The sequence below is a fragment of the Rhizobium sp. CFBP 8752 genome (assembly GCF_014842035.1).
Lineage (GTDB): Bacteria > Pseudomonadota > Alphaproteobacteria > Rhizobiales > Rhizobiaceae > Neorhizobium > Neorhizobium soli.
In genome coordinates this window covers 2,510,833-2,523,891 of sequence record NZ_JACYUZ010000001.1, presented here as the reverse complement: position 1 = coordinate 2,523,891, position 13,059 = coordinate 2,510,833, and the positions used below count along the sequence as shown (strand labels likewise).

Annotated in this window: 13 protein-coding genes; 8 read left to right on the top strand and 5 right to left on the bottom strand. The window is 61.6% G+C overall.

What is annotated here, in order from left to right:
• Positions 1-47: 47 nt before the first annotated feature.
• The 4 genes from IFT59_RS12230 (at position 48) to IFT59_RS12215 (ending at position 1,873) form a co-directional block, all read left to right on the top strand.
• Complete coding sequence (locus IFT59_RS12230) at positions 48-299, top strand: type II toxin-antitoxin system ParD family antitoxin (RefSeq protein ID WP_113166700.1); 252 nt, start codon at positions 48-50, stop codon at positions 297-299.
• Positions 292-597: a type II toxin-antitoxin system RelE/ParE family toxin gene (locus IFT59_RS12225; protein ID WP_092661418.1), complete on the top strand. Its 306-nt coding sequence runs from the start codon at positions 292-294 to the stop codon at positions 595-597. Before IFT59_RS12230 ends, IFT59_RS12225 begins: the two co-directional genes overlap by 8 nt.
• Positions 594-1,079, top strand: coding sequence for a DUF523 domain-containing protein (locus IFT59_RS12220; RefSeq protein ID WP_192086953.1), 486 nt, complete (start codon positions 594-596; stop codon positions 1,077-1,079). Before IFT59_RS12225 ends, IFT59_RS12220 begins: the two co-directional genes overlap by 4 nt.
• A 227-nt stretch (positions 1,080-1,306) precedes the next feature.
• Positions 1,307-1,873: a DUF6101 family protein gene (locus IFT59_RS12215; protein WP_062579378.1), complete on the top strand. Its 567-nt coding sequence runs from the start codon at positions 1,307-1,309 to the stop codon at positions 1,871-1,873.
• A gap of 70 nt (positions 1,874-1,943) precedes the next feature.
• Here the strand turns inward: IFT59_RS12215 and ubiA are convergent, their stop codons facing one another.
• The 3 genes from ubiA to IFT59_RS12200 form a co-directional block, all read right to left on the bottom strand.
• Positions 1,944-2,903, bottom strand: coding sequence for a 4-hydroxybenzoate octaprenyltransferase (gene ubiA, locus IFT59_RS12210; RefSeq protein ID WP_192086952.1), 960 nt, complete (start codon positions 2,901-2,903; stop codon positions 1,944-1,946).
• A 129-nt stretch (positions 2,904-3,032) separates the two neighbouring features.
• The gene (locus tag IFT59_RS12205; RefSeq protein WP_192086951.1) at positions 3,033-4,289 is read right to left on the bottom strand and encodes an SAM-dependent methyltransferase; all 1,257 of its coding nucleotides are present in this window, start codon (positions 4,287-4,289) and stop codon (positions 3,033-3,035) included.
• Positions 4,290-4,442: 153 nt separating this feature from the next.
• Positions 4,443-6,743, bottom strand: a complete 2,301-nt coding sequence (locus IFT59_RS12200) for a Tex family protein (RefSeq protein ID WP_192086950.1) — start codon at positions 6,741-6,743, stop codon at positions 4,443-4,445.
• Positions 6,744-6,966: 223 nt separating this feature from the next.
• Between IFT59_RS12200 and IFT59_RS12195 the strand changes: the two genes are divergently transcribed.
• The 4 genes from IFT59_RS12195 (at position 6,967) to IFT59_RS12180 (ending at position 11,215) form a co-directional block, all read left to right on the top strand.
• Complete coding sequence (locus tag IFT59_RS12195) at positions 6,967-7,182, top strand: hypothetical protein (RefSeq protein ID WP_062453668.1); 216 nt, start codon at positions 6,967-6,969, stop codon at positions 7,180-7,182.
• Between the two features lie 81 nt (positions 7,183-7,263).
• A complete protein-coding gene (purD, locus tag IFT59_RS12190; protein ID WP_192086949.1) occupies positions 7,264-8,535 on the top strand; it encodes a phosphoribosylamine--glycine ligase in 1,272 nt (423 codons plus the stop codon).
• Between the two features lie 105 nt (positions 8,536-8,640).
• Positions 8,641-9,150 (top strand): plant virulence effector HPE1-like domain-containing protein, encoded by a 510-nt coding sequence (locus IFT59_RS12185; RefSeq protein WP_192076515.1) that lies wholly within the window; start codon positions 8,641-8,643, stop codon positions 9,148-9,150.
• A 229-nt stretch (positions 9,151-9,379) separates the two neighbouring features.
• Complete coding sequence (locus IFT59_RS12180) at positions 9,380-11,215, top strand: methyl-accepting chemotaxis protein (RefSeq protein WP_174195734.1); 1,836 nt, start codon at positions 9,380-9,382, stop codon at positions 11,213-11,215.
• Positions 11,216-11,219: 4 nt separating this feature from the next.
• Here IFT59_RS12180 and IFT59_RS12175 read toward each other — a convergent pair whose 3' ends face one another.
• Together IFT59_RS12175 and IFT59_RS12170 are read right to left on the bottom strand one after the other, a co-directional pair.
• Positions 11,220-11,612, bottom strand: a complete 393-nt coding sequence (locus IFT59_RS12175) for a winged helix-turn-helix domain-containing protein (protein ID WP_062453665.1) — start codon at positions 11,610-11,612, stop codon at positions 11,220-11,222.
• Positions 11,609-13,054 carry an FAD-binding oxidoreductase gene (locus IFT59_RS12170; protein WP_192086948.1) on the bottom strand — a complete coding sequence of 482 codons (1,446 nt, stop codon included), beginning with the start codon at positions 13,052-13,054 and terminating at the stop codon, positions 11,609-11,611. The genes IFT59_RS12175 and IFT59_RS12170 overlap by 4 nt, the downstream gene beginning before the upstream one ends.
• Positions 13,055-13,059: the final 5 nt, after the last annotated feature.

Here is a 13,059-nt window from a genome sequence, read left to right as displayed (position 1 = left end):
TCGGCTCCGTGCTATCTTCATAGCGTGGAGCCGATAGGACAAAGCCCATGAACAAGCCCGTGCAGATCACCCTCGGCGAACCCTTCGCAGACTTCGTCGAAAACGAAGTGGAAAGCGGCCGTTTCGCCTCGCCCCAGGCCGTCATCGAAGCCGGCTTGCGCCTGCTCGAGGAAGACCACGCCAAATATGGAAAGCTGCGCGCGCTTCTGATCGAGGGCGAAAACAGCGGTCCGGCTGAGGTTTTCGATCGCGATGCGCTCATGGCATCGATAAAAAAGTCCTGGCAAGAACGTGGTTGATGTCCGGATACGTAGAACGGCTAAGGTCGACCTGCACGATATCGGCAAATATACCCGAAGCATCTGGTCGGCCAAGCAGGCAGAACGATATATCGATGACATCATGGACGTGATCGAGCTGATAGCGGAGCATCCGCTGTCGGGGCAGAACCTGTCTGGGATCCGCCATTCCTATCGCCGGCGCCGAGCCGGACATCACCTCGTATTCTACGCAGTCGTTCCGGACGGATCGGTCGAAATCATCCGCATCCTGCACGAAAAGAGCGACGCCCTCCGGCATCTCGATCCATCCGCATGACACGACAAAAGATCCTCATCAGCGCCTGCCTTCTCGGCCATGCCGTCCGTTACGATGGCACGGGCAAGCCGCTCGTCCATCCCGCGATCGACCGTTGGCGGGAAGAGGGGCGGCTGGTGACGATCTGTCCCGAGCTTGCCGGCGGCATGAGCGTGCCGCGTCCGCCAGCCGAAATCGAGAATGGCATGACGGGTGAGGACGTGCTTGCCGGTCGCGCCCGCGTGCTCGAAATCACCGGCGGCGACGTGACGGCGGAGTTTGTGGCCGGTGCCCGCCGCGCGCTGGATTTTGCGAGCCAAAACGGTTGCACCCATGCGCTGCTGATCGACGGCAGCCCGTCCTGCGGTTCGGGCCTGATCTATGACGGGTCGTTTTCCGGGAGAAAGCACGCCGGCAACGGCGTCACCGCGGCGCTGCTTATCTCCGCGGGAATAGAGGTGTTTCCCCATACCGAGATCGACCGTCTCACCGCGCGGGTCTGATCCGTCCCGATGGGGCACACACTTGATCCCGTTCATCCTTCGGAAACTTAAAGCATATGCGGTTTCGCTAACCATTCAAAACGGCAGGTTTTCCTTAACCGCGATTTTTAAGCAGTCTAGAACAGCGCCCGCTTATTGTGAGCCTATCAGAGGACATAAGTCCCGCAGAGATACGCAGCCGGAAACACCGGAAACGGCTCTCAGGTAAAACAAGGGTAGCACAACCGATGACGAATACCGTTCTGAAGCCCGTCTGGGCAGGGTCGACATTGAGGATCGATCCGTCACGTTTTCCGCAGCAGGTCACCTATGCGATGAACGAGACGTCAGGAGATGTAACAATCACCATCGACGAGCGCGGAGCTGTTCTGCGCAAGATCCTGCCGGAAAGCGGTCTGCCGCTTTCCTTCGCTCTCCCGGCCCGCGCCTTCAAGGGTGTGGCCGCCCGCGCCATCGATCATGGCGATGGCGACGTCACTGTCACGCTTGAACTGCATCACGATGATCCGGATCTCTGCATCCCGCTTCTCGTCGCCCACGATCTCTGCGATATCGCTGCAGACTGGCGCAGCTGGTCGGATGCGTTCCGCATTCCGATGCTGATGGTCGAAGCCGATGGCATTGCCCGTCCGCTGGAAAACCACCTCGGCGATCTTCGCACCGCCACGACCAAGCCGCGCCGCCGCCATTCCTATTTCGCAGAGCGCCGCCCGCGTTTCCTGGTGCGCCGCGCAACCGGCAGCCTCGGTGTTATCATGAAGATCGAAGGCAAGGAAATCATCGCGCGGCGTTAAGAGACGTACTCTTAAGAACCACCGCCCGCGAAAATGCGAAGCCCGGCCAAACAGCCGGGCTTTTCCTTAGTTACAATATGAGGCCCAAAATCAGTCCGCCGAACAGGACGGCGCCGACTTGTGTATTGAACTTGAACAGTTTGAGACACTGGTCGGGATTGTCGATATCGATGATCAGGATCTGCCAGGCGAGCATGACGGTCGCGGCGATCAGTCCGACATAGGCAAAGAGGCCCGCGTCGCCGGCGATATAGGCAAACAGCAAAAACACAAGCGTCAGACCGTAAAGCCCGATCAGCCAGGCCTTGGTATTGTCCCCGAACAGTCTTGCCGTTGAGCGCACGCCAACCAGAGCGTCGTCCTCCTTGTCCTGATGGGCATAGATTGTGTCGTAACCGATCGTCCAGGCAACGGCTGCCGCATAAAGCCATATCGGCGCCCAGGAAAGGCTGCCGAACACGCCGGCCCAGCCCATCAGCGCACCCCAGGAAAACGCCAGTCCCAGAAAGAACTGCGGCCAGTCGGTGAACCGCTTGGCAAACGGATAGATCGCGACGACCAGAAGCGACGCGATGCCGAGCAGGATGGAAAACGTATTGAACTGCAACAACACGACAAGCCCGACCAGCGCCTGAACCGCCAAAAACACCTTCGCCTCGAAGCGGGACACCCGGCCAGAGGGGAGCGGCCGCGAGCGGGTGCGCGCCACCTCATTGTCAATTTCGTGGTCGATCAGGTCGTTATAGGTGCAGCCGGCGCCGCGCATCGCCACGGCACCGATGAAGAACAGCACCAGATGCGAGATCAGCTGCCAGGGCTGGAACATGCCCTCGTCCATCGCCGCATTGGCGGCAAGGGCGGCCGACCAGAAACACGGCCACATCAGCAACTGCCAGCCGATCGGCCGGTCCCAGCGCGCCAGCTGCGCGTAGGGCCAAGCGGCGCGCGGCAGCACCTGATAGACGAAATTGTCGGATGGAGCGTCTGAGACGCGGCCGCCGAAAGCATCGGAATTTGGTTTCTCGGTCATGGCCGATGTCATGCCCCCAGTGGTGGAAATCGTCAAGCGGGACGATCCGGACAGGGTGGTGCGAGCCGCCGCGAGCCGTCTCTTCCAGCCTATGATCTTCCCCATCGACCCCGCTCAGCGCGTCCAGCCTCAACCTGCAATCTGCTCGAGCGGCATGCGGCCCTGTTCGAATGCGTAGAGCTCGGCCTCCCGCTCATAGATATAGTCGCGATTGTCCGGTACGGCCGTCCGCTTCTTGACGATCTGGATCTGGAAAATGTGAAAGGCCTCATGCGTGAAGGCCATTTCCGACGCGGCCAGATAGAACTCCCACATTCTCGCGAAGCGTTCGTCATAGAGCGCGATTGCCTTGTCCCGGTTCGCCATGAAGCGCTCGCGCCAGTGCCGCAGCGTATGCGCGTAGTGCATCGGCAGGATCTCGATGTCGGAAACCAGAAGTCCCGCTTTCTCGATCGCCGGCAGAACTTCTGAAAGCGAGGGAATGTAGCCACCCGGAAAGATGTATTTGTCCATCCAGGGATTGTTATAGACCGCCGGGTAGGGCTGGCCGATCGAGTGCAGCACCATCACGCCGTCGTCGGACAGCACGTCGGTGACCTTGTTGAAGAACTTTCGGTAGTTCAGCCGTCCCACATGCTCGAACATGCCCACCGAGACGATCCGGTCGTAGCGCTGGTCGGCGGGAAGGTGATAATAGTCCTGCAGCTCGAAGCGTACACTGCCCGCAAGCCCGCGTCGTGCCGCACGCTCTTTGGAAATCTTCAGCTGTTCGGTGGAAAGCGTGATGCCGGTTACGTCGACGCCGGACGATTCCGCCAGATACATCGCCATGCCGCCCCATCCGGAGCCGATCTCCAGGGCTTTGTGCCCGGGTTCTGCCAGAAGCTTTGCCACGATATGACGCTTCTTGGCGATCTGGGCCTCATCCAGGGAAATACCGGGCGGGTTGAAATAGGCGCAGGAATATTGCCAGTCCTCGTCCAGAAACAGCGCGAACAACCGTTCGTCGAGATCGTAATGGTGGGCGACGTTGCGGCGGTTGTGGTTGATCGGCACACGATTGCGAAACTGCGATGCGATTATTCTGCCAAGGCTGCGCATGAGGATCTGGAAGGTCAGTCCTTCCTTCAGCGTGTTGTCCTTGATGAGCGCCAGGAACTCGTAAATGTCGCCCTGTTCGACGATGATCCGGCCGTCCATATAGAGTTCGCCGAGCTGCAGTTGCGGATCGGAAACCAGGCCCTTTTCGGCCGCTTCATCGGTAAAGCGGATTGCAACGGTCCGTCCGCCGCCGCTGCCGTAATAGGTTTCCCCGCCCGATCCGCGGACGATGAGAGTGCCATTTCTGATGATCTTGGAAAGCAGTCTGTGAAGGGACAAGGTCATGGACCCACTTCCTGAACACGATGGATGCCTTGCTGATCATCAAATCTACCGTCTTTCAATTCAACTGCAAGCGCAAAAAAACGCAACTGGAAGTAGCTCCGTCGAGCCAGTGCTCAACGGAGTGCTTTTGAGGTTATCCAGGGCGTCGCAGGCTCAGCGGCGCTTCATAGCTTCGGCAAGCGCTGCACCGAACGCGCCCTGAGATGGCTTGCTGTCGGTCTTTGCAAACTTCGGGTTGACGGGCTTGTCGCGATCACCGCCGCGGGGGCCCGGAGGCGGGGCTTCGCCGCCGTCCTTGCGCATGCTGAGCGCGATGCGTTTGCGCTTCACATCCACCTCGACGACGCGAACCTTCACCACGTCGCCGGCCTTCACCACCTCATGCGGGTCTTTCACGAACTTGTCCGCCAGCTGCGAGACATGAACCAGCCCGTCCTGATGCACGCCGATATCGACGAAGGCGCCGAACGCCGCCACGTTGGTGACGGTGCCTTCCAGCTGCATGCCGGGCTTGAGGTCGGTGATCTCGTCGATCCCGTCCGCAAAGGTCGCGGTCTTGAAGCTCGGACGCGGATCGCGGCCGGGCTTTTCCAGTTCCGCGATAATGTCCTTGATCGTCGGCAGACCGAACGTGTCGTCGATGAACTGGCGCGGATCGACGGATTTGAGTGCTGCGCTGTCACCCATCAGGGAACGCAGGTCGCGGCCGCAGGCGGCAACGATCTTCTTCGCGACACCATAGGCTTCCGGATGCACGGAAGACGCGTCGAGCGGCTCTTTGCCGTTGACGATGCGCAGGAACCCGGCCGCCTGTTCGAACGTGCGGTTGCCGAGCCTTGCGACCTTCAGGAGCTCCCGGCGCGTGGTAAAGGCGCCGTTCTGGTCGCGATGGGCGACGATCGCCTCGGCAATCGATTTGCTGAGGCCCGATACACGCGACAGAAGCGGTGCCGATGCCATGTTGAGATCGACTCCGACGGCATTCACGGCATCTTCCACAACGGCTTCGAGCGAACGCGACAGCTTGTTCTGATCGACATCGTGCTGGTACTGGCCAACGCCGATCGATTTCGGCTCGATCTTGACGAGTTCCGCAAGCGGATCCTGCAGCCTGCGGGCAATCGACACGGCACCGCGCAGCGACACGTCGAGGCCGGGGAACTCGTCTGCTGCCGCCTGGGATGCCGAATAGATCGAAGCGCCGGCCTCAGACACGATCACCTTGGTCGGTTTGCTGCCCGGCAGGTTGGCCAGCATGTCGGCCACCAGCTTTTCCGTCTCGCGGCTGCCGGTGCCGTTGCCGATCGAGATGAGCTCTATTCTGTGTTTGGCGATCAGGCTTGCGAGTTCCGCCTGGGTGCCGCGCACATCGTTGCGGGGCGGGAAGGGGTAGACGGTGGTCGTTTCGAGAAGCTTGCCGGTGGCATCGACGATCGCCACCTTGACGCCGGTGCGGATGCCCGGATCGAGGCCCATCGTGGCGCGCGAACCGGCGGGAGCGGCCAGCAGCAGATCCTTCAGATTGCGGGCAAACACATGGATCGCCTCTTGCTCGGCGCGTTCGCGCATTTCCCGCATCAGGTCGAGCGACAGCGAGACGGAGAGCTTCACCCGCCATGTCCAGCCGGCAACTTCCATCAGCCACCGGTCGGCGGCACCCTTGTCGCTGATATGGAAAGCAAGCGCGATAATCCGCTGCGCCGGCTTGATCGGCGAGGTGTCGTCTGCATCCACCTCGATCGTCAGCGTCAGGAATTCCTCGTTCCAGCCGCGCAGCATGGCAAGCGCACGGTGTCCCGGCGTGGTGGCCCAGCGCTCCGTATGCTCGAAATAGTCGGAGAACTTGGCGCCGGCCTCCTGCTTGCCGGCGACCACGCGGGCTTTCAGCACCGCACCGTCGCGCATGTGCTGGCGCAGTCGCTTCAACAGGTCGGCATTTTCCGAGAACGCTTCGGCGACGATATCGCGAGCGCCGTCCAGCGCAACCTTCACGTCGGTCACTTCACCCTGAACGAATGTCTCGGCAAGCTTGGCCGGATCGAGCGTGCGGTCGGCCCAGATCGCATCGGCCAGCGGGCCAAGACCGCGTTCGCGGGCGATCTCGGCGCGGGTGCGGCGCTTGGGCTTGAAGGGGAGATAGAGGTCTTCGAGTTCGGCCTTGGTCACCGCCTTGCCGATCTTCGCCGCAAGCTCGTCGGTGAGCTTGTCCTGGCCTTTGATCGAATCGACGATCGATGCGCGGCGTGCTTCCAGTTCGCGAAGATAGATCAGCCGTTCGGCAAGGTTGCGCAACTGGGTGTCATCCAGTCCGCCGGTCACTTCCTTTCGGTAGCGCGCGATGAAGGGCACGGTCGCGCCCTCGTCCAGAAGCCCGATTGCGGCAATGGCCTGGTCCGGGCGGGCGTTGATTTCCGCAGCGATCACGGCGGCGAGAAGGCGGTTTTCGACGGCCATGCAAGTCCTCGTTGGATAGGAGGCGAGACCATAGTCAAACTTTGCGGCAAGACAACCGACCATCGGAACGGTTCACAGCTTACCCAGGCAGTCGTCTCGGAATGGGGCGTTATTTACCGGTCGGTAACCGCGAACCGGTGGAAAAAGAGATGACACCTTCTCGCATTGTGCCAGAATCCTATAGTTGCTCCTGCCACATGATTTGGCGTGTAAGGAGGTATGAATGCCTAGCAAAATAGCCCATATACTGGCGTCCGACGATGCCGTTGGCTCCGAAGAACTGGAGGCGGCGATCATCTATCTCGACGAAAAACTGCAGGACGCGGCGCGGCGCAACGAGCCTGTCCCATTTCTGGCCTTTCGTAACAAAGTGATATTCAAAGCAACGTTGAGATTGCGCAGCGACAGTTTTCGTCAGCAACCGGACCGGCCGTCTTGAATGCCGCTTTTGCCGGCGAGACTTGACCTTTTCCGTCCCTCGCCTTAACCGCCAGCACAGATGATAAATCGAGGGCGGCAGATGAAGGTTCTTCTTATCGGCACGGGCGGTCGCGAACATGCGCTGGCATGGAAGCTTGCCCAATCACCGAAACTGACGAAACTCTTTGCCGCTCCCGGCAATCCCGGCATGGCCGAAAATGCCGAACTGGTCGCGCTCGATGTCGACGACCATGAGACGGTCCTTGCATTTTGCCGCAGCGAGGCCATCGATTTCGTGGTCGTCGGCCCGGAAGCGCCGCTGGTCGCCGGCATTGCCGATCGTATCCGGCAAGCGGGCATCGCCGTCTTCGGCCCGTCCGCCGCCGCCGCCCAGCTCGAAGGGTCCAAGGGCTTCACCAAGGATATCTGCGCCCGCTACAATATCCCGACCGGCGCCTACCAGCGCTTTACGGACGGCGCAGCCGCCAAGGCCTATGTCGAGGCGCAGGGTGCGCCGATCGTCGTCAAGGCCGATGGTCTGGCGGCCGGCAAGGGTGTCACCGTCGCCATGACCGTGGAAGAAGCGCTGGCGGCGATTGACGACTGTTTCGATGGCGCCTTCGGGGCCGCCGGTGCCGAGGTCGTGGTCGAAGCCTATCTCGATGGCGAGGAAGCAAGCTTCTTCTGCCTCTCCGACGGCAAGACGGCGCTGGCATTGGCAACCGCGCAGGATCACAAGCGAGTCGGCGATGGCGATACCGGCCCCAACACCGGTGGCATGGGTGCCTATTCGCCGGCCCCGGTGATGACGCAAGATATGGTCGAGCGGACGATGAAGGAGATCATCGAGCCGACCATTCGCGGCATGGCGGAAAGCGGCTATCCGTTCACCGGCGTGTTCTTCGCAGGCCTGATGATCACCGCCAAGGGGCCGGAACTGATCGAATACAATGTCCGCTTTGGCGATCCGGAAACCCAGGTTCTGATGATGCGGCTGAAGAGCGATCTGCTGGAGATCCTTTACGCCGCCGCCACCGGCACGCTCGACGAGGTAAAGGCGGAATGGAGCGACGATGTGGCGCTCACCGTCGTCATGGCCTCGAAAGGTTATCCGGCCGCCTATGACAAGGGAACGCCGATCGCCTCGCTGCCATCAGCAGGCGAGGGCGAGAAGATCTTCCATGCCGGCACGGCGATGAAGGATGGCGCGCTGGTCGCAACCGGCGGCCGCGTACTCAACGTCACCGCGACAGGCAGAACGGTTGCGGAAGCCCAGGCAAACGCCTACCGGCTGGTCGACGCGGTGGACTGGGAAAACGGCTTCTGCCGTCGCGACATCGGCTGGCGCGCCATCGAGCGCGAAACCCGTTAGAGACGGTTCAGCAGCCGCGGTTTCGTTCAAAATTTACCAATTCTCCTGACGGGTTGGAAACGAAGCATTGCTATAGATTGTCGGACCAAACTCGGGAGTCCGGCGATGCATCGCGTTCTGATCACGGCAGCAACGGTAGCCGCAGCACTGCTGGCCGGCGGCGCCCAGGCGTCGTCCGTCACCGCCACCAATGGCAGTCAGAAATCCTCGAGCATCGTATCGTGGCATTGCAGCGACTGCGAGCCTCCGGCCGCAAAGCCCGATCTGTCCAACTACAAGGTTCCGGTCCTCGAGCCCGGCACACAGAAGACCGAGATCATCGAAATCAACGGCGAAAAGCGTCTTGTCCGCACCGAAGCATGGTTCGGCGGATCGCCCGTCGTCTTCGTCGGAAAAGTCCCGGCCTGGATGGATGCCGGAAAAACCATTGCGAATGTGCCAGCGCCGACCTCCACCTCGTTCGAAGAGATGATCGAGAATGCGCCACCGCCGCGCGATGGCATCGATCTGGAGGCCACCACGAGCGCTGTTGCGCCAGCCCCTCAAGTTGCGGAAACCTCGGCGAAACCGATCACTTTCGAAGACTTCAGCCTCAGGCTGAAACGGGCTGAATAAACAGTCAGCAAGTCGTTGCAGGCAGTCAAGAAAAGGTCGCGCAGTTACTGTGCGGCCATACGTTTTTCTGCGTTATTGTGTGATTAAATAATTATTTATGCATCGCTCATATGGTCGTTGCACTGCAATCATTGCAGACGACATGGTGCAGAATGTGCCGCCTCCCACAAACATCATTTTTCCCAAGGTGCGGCCTGCGCGGTCGCTGCCGGTCACAGGTGAGCGGACCATGAAGAATCTCAAAATCTCCCACCAGCTGCTGCTGCTCGTGCTTTTGCTGATCGCCGGCTTTGCCGCTGCCACATACATGCAGCTGCGCACGTCCACCCAGGCGATCTACGCCGAACGTTACGGCATGCTGCGCACGCAGGTGGAATCCGGCATCGGTATCTTCAAGCGTTTCCAGGCTCTCGAGGCCTCCGGTGCGATGGGTCGCGAAGAGGCGCAGAAGCGGGCGTTCGAAGCCGTGTCGGCCATGACCTTCACCCCGGACGGCTACCTCTTTGCCTATGACTACGATGTGAACATGCGTGTCCATCCGGATCCCAAGCGGCTCGGCCAGAGTTTCAAGGGCAAGCCGGACAGCCAGGGCTTCATGTACCGTGACGAACTGGTCAAGATCGGCCGCGCGGGTGGCGGCACCGTCGATTTTCTCGGTCCCAAGCCTGGTCAGGAAGGCGATAGCTTCCTGAAGAGCTCCTACGCGCTCGCCTTCGAGCCCTGGCAGCTGGTTCTCGTCACCGGCGTCTACGTCGACGATCTCCAGGCGCAGATCCGCAGCGAAGTCTTCAAGGCGCTGTCCTTCGGCTTCGTCATCCTGCTCCTCGGCTCGCTGCTGGCCTTCGTCGTAATCCGCAACATCTCCGGTCCGCTCGGTGCGATCCGTCAGGCGCTGAACGCCGTGGCCGACGAAGACGTGACGATGCAGATCCCGCACACGGACATGAAAAACGAAGTCGGCCTGATGGCCCGTGCAACGCAGGCGCTGCAGCAAAAGGTGCGCGAGCGCCATGCCATGCAGGAAAGCCAGCAGCGCCAGCAGGAGGAGCTCGACGGCGAACGCCAGCACAATCTCGACATGCAGCGCGACGAAGCAGCGCTTCAGGCCCGCGTCGTCTCGACGATCGGCTCGGCGCTCGAACAGCTCGCCAAGGGAGATCTGACGGTTCGCTGCGGCGATCTCGGCACCCGCTACGCCGGTCTGCGCGACAACTTCGACGAAGCGCTCGGTCATCTCGAAGCTGCGATGTCCAAAGTCAACGACAAGGGTATCGATATCGGCGGCTCGAAAGAGGAAATCCGCCGCGCTTCCAACGAACTGTCGCAGCGGACCGAACGCCAGGCCGCCAACCTCGAGGAAACATCCGCCGCACTTGACGAACTGACCGTCGCCGTCCGCCAGACCGCCGACGGTGCACGCGACGCCGCCCAGCGCGTCACGGCTGTCAGCACCGAAGCCAATCGCAGCGACGCCGTCGTCGAGGAAGCCATCGGCGCCATGAGCGGCATCGAACAGTCCTCGGCGGAAATCACCAAGATCATCGGCGTCATCGACGAGATCGCCTTCCAGACCAACCTTCTGGCCCTCAATGCCGGTGTCGAAGCGGCCCGCGCCGGCGAAAGCGGCAAGGGTTTTGCCGTCGTCGCCCAGGAAGTGCGCGAACTGGCCCAGCGTTCGGCCGCCGCCGCCAAGGAGATCAAGGAACAGATCTCCCGCTCGTCCGGCCAGGTCGCAAACGGCGTCCGCCTCGTCGGCGAGGCCGGTCAGGCCCTGAAGCGGATTTCCGATCAGGTGAAGTCGGCAAGCGACATCGTCGGCCGCATCGCCCATTCGGCAGCCGAACAGGATACGACGCTGCGCTCGATCTCCTCGTCGCTCAACATGCTCGACCAGGCCACCCAGCACAATGCCGCGATGGCCGAAGAGACCACGGCTTCCGCCGAGGCTTTGTCTGCCGATACGGAAGAACTGCTCAACCTCATCCGCAGCTTCCGCGTCAGTGGCACCGGGCGTCAGCCGGGCGCTCTGCAGGGCATGGGTGAACGGATGCGCCGGGCGGGCTGATCGCTCAGTCGGCCTTGTCGCTACCGGCGGCCCGGAATTGCGGGTCCGTCACACTATCAAGCCAATCGAGGTCGGGTTGCACTGCAGCCCGACTTTTTGCTTCCATATCCCTGTAGCGGCCAAGAAGCTGCTGGCCGAATTCGGTCAGCCCCGCACCGCCGCCAGACTTGCCGCCATGCCGGGTCGAGATCGAGGGCTCCAGAAACATCCGGTTGATCTCGTCTGCCAGCAGCCAGGCACGCCGGTAGGACATGCCGATCGCAGCGCCGCCGGCCCGGATCGAACCATGTTCGGCGATCAGTTCCAGAAGCTGCGCCTTGCCGGGCCCCAGCCGGACGCCGTTTTCCAGATCGACGCGGATCGTCATGGTCGGCCGGTCCGGTGCCGGCTTGCTCATGGCAATGCCACGACCTTGCCGGGGTTCATGATACCGGCCGGATCGAAGGCGTGCTTGATGCGCCGCATCAGCTCCATCTCGATCGGCGGGCGGATATGCGCAAGCTCGTCGCGCTTCAGCTGGCCGATCCCGTGTTCAGCGGAAATCGAGCCGCCCGCGGCAAGCACGATCCCGTGGACGATGGCATTCACCTCCCGCCAGCGGTCGATGAAGGCTGCCTTGTTGCCTCCCATGTCGTTGCTGAGCGGCTGGGAGATATTGTAGTGGATATTGCCGTCGCCGAGATGGCCGAAGGCGCAGATGCGGGCTCCGGGAACGGCGGCGAGAACCGCCTGCTCGGCTTCCTCCATGAAATGCGGGATCTTCGAGATCGGCACCGAAACATCGTGCTTGATCGATCCGCCTTCAGGCTTCTGCGCATCCGACATGCTTTCGCGCATGTGCCAGAGCGCCTTTTGCTGCGCGACCGACGAGGCGATCACCGCGTCGATGACCAGTCCGGCCTCGAACCCCTGTTCCAGCAGCGCCTGCACCATCGTGTCGGCGGTTTCGGCAGCGTCCGATGTCGAGATATCGATCAGCGCATACCATGGATAGGGCTGAGACAGCGGATCGCGCACGCCGTCGATATGCCGCGTGGTAAACTCGATGCCGATCCGCGGCATCAGCTCGAACCCGGTCAGCGCCGTGCCGCAGAGGTTCGATGCCTTTTGAAACAGCAAGAGCCCATCGGCCGGCGAGGCAAGGCCGGCAAGCGCCACCTGATGCCCGACCGGCCGCGGATAGAGTTTCAGCACCGCGCCGGTGATGATCCCGAGCGTGCCTTCGGCGCCGATAAACAGGTCGCGCAGGTCGTAGCCGGTATTGTCCTTTTTCAACTTGCGCAGCCCGTCCCAGATCTCGCCGGTCGGAAGCACCACTTCCAGCCCGAGGCAGAGCTGGCGCATGTTGCCATAGGCAAGCACGGCCGTGCCGCCGGCATTGGTGGAGAGGTTGCCGCCGATCCGGCATGAGCCTTCCGACCCGAGCGACAGCGGAAACAGCCGGTTGACCTCCTCCGCCGCCTTCTGCACTTCGGCAAGAATGACGCCCCCATCGACAACGATCACGTTTGCCATCTGATCGATCTCGCGGATGCGGTTCATCCGTTCCAGCGAGATGATGATGTCGGATCCGCCGCTGCGTGGAGTCTGGCCACCAACAAGACCCGTATTGCCGGTCTGCGGCACGACGGCCGTCCCGGTCTCGCTGGCAAGCTTCAGGATCGCCGACACTTCCTGCGTCGAACCGGGCTTGAGAAGGAGAGGGGACGCGCCCTTATAGAGCCCGCGGTTTTCGACGAGATGCGGCGCAAGCTCCACCGGATCGCTGACCGCGTGCGCAGCGCCGACGATCGCCGTAAACCGGGCAAGTAGATCCGGGGAAGGGAGGGGCATGTCCATGGCGT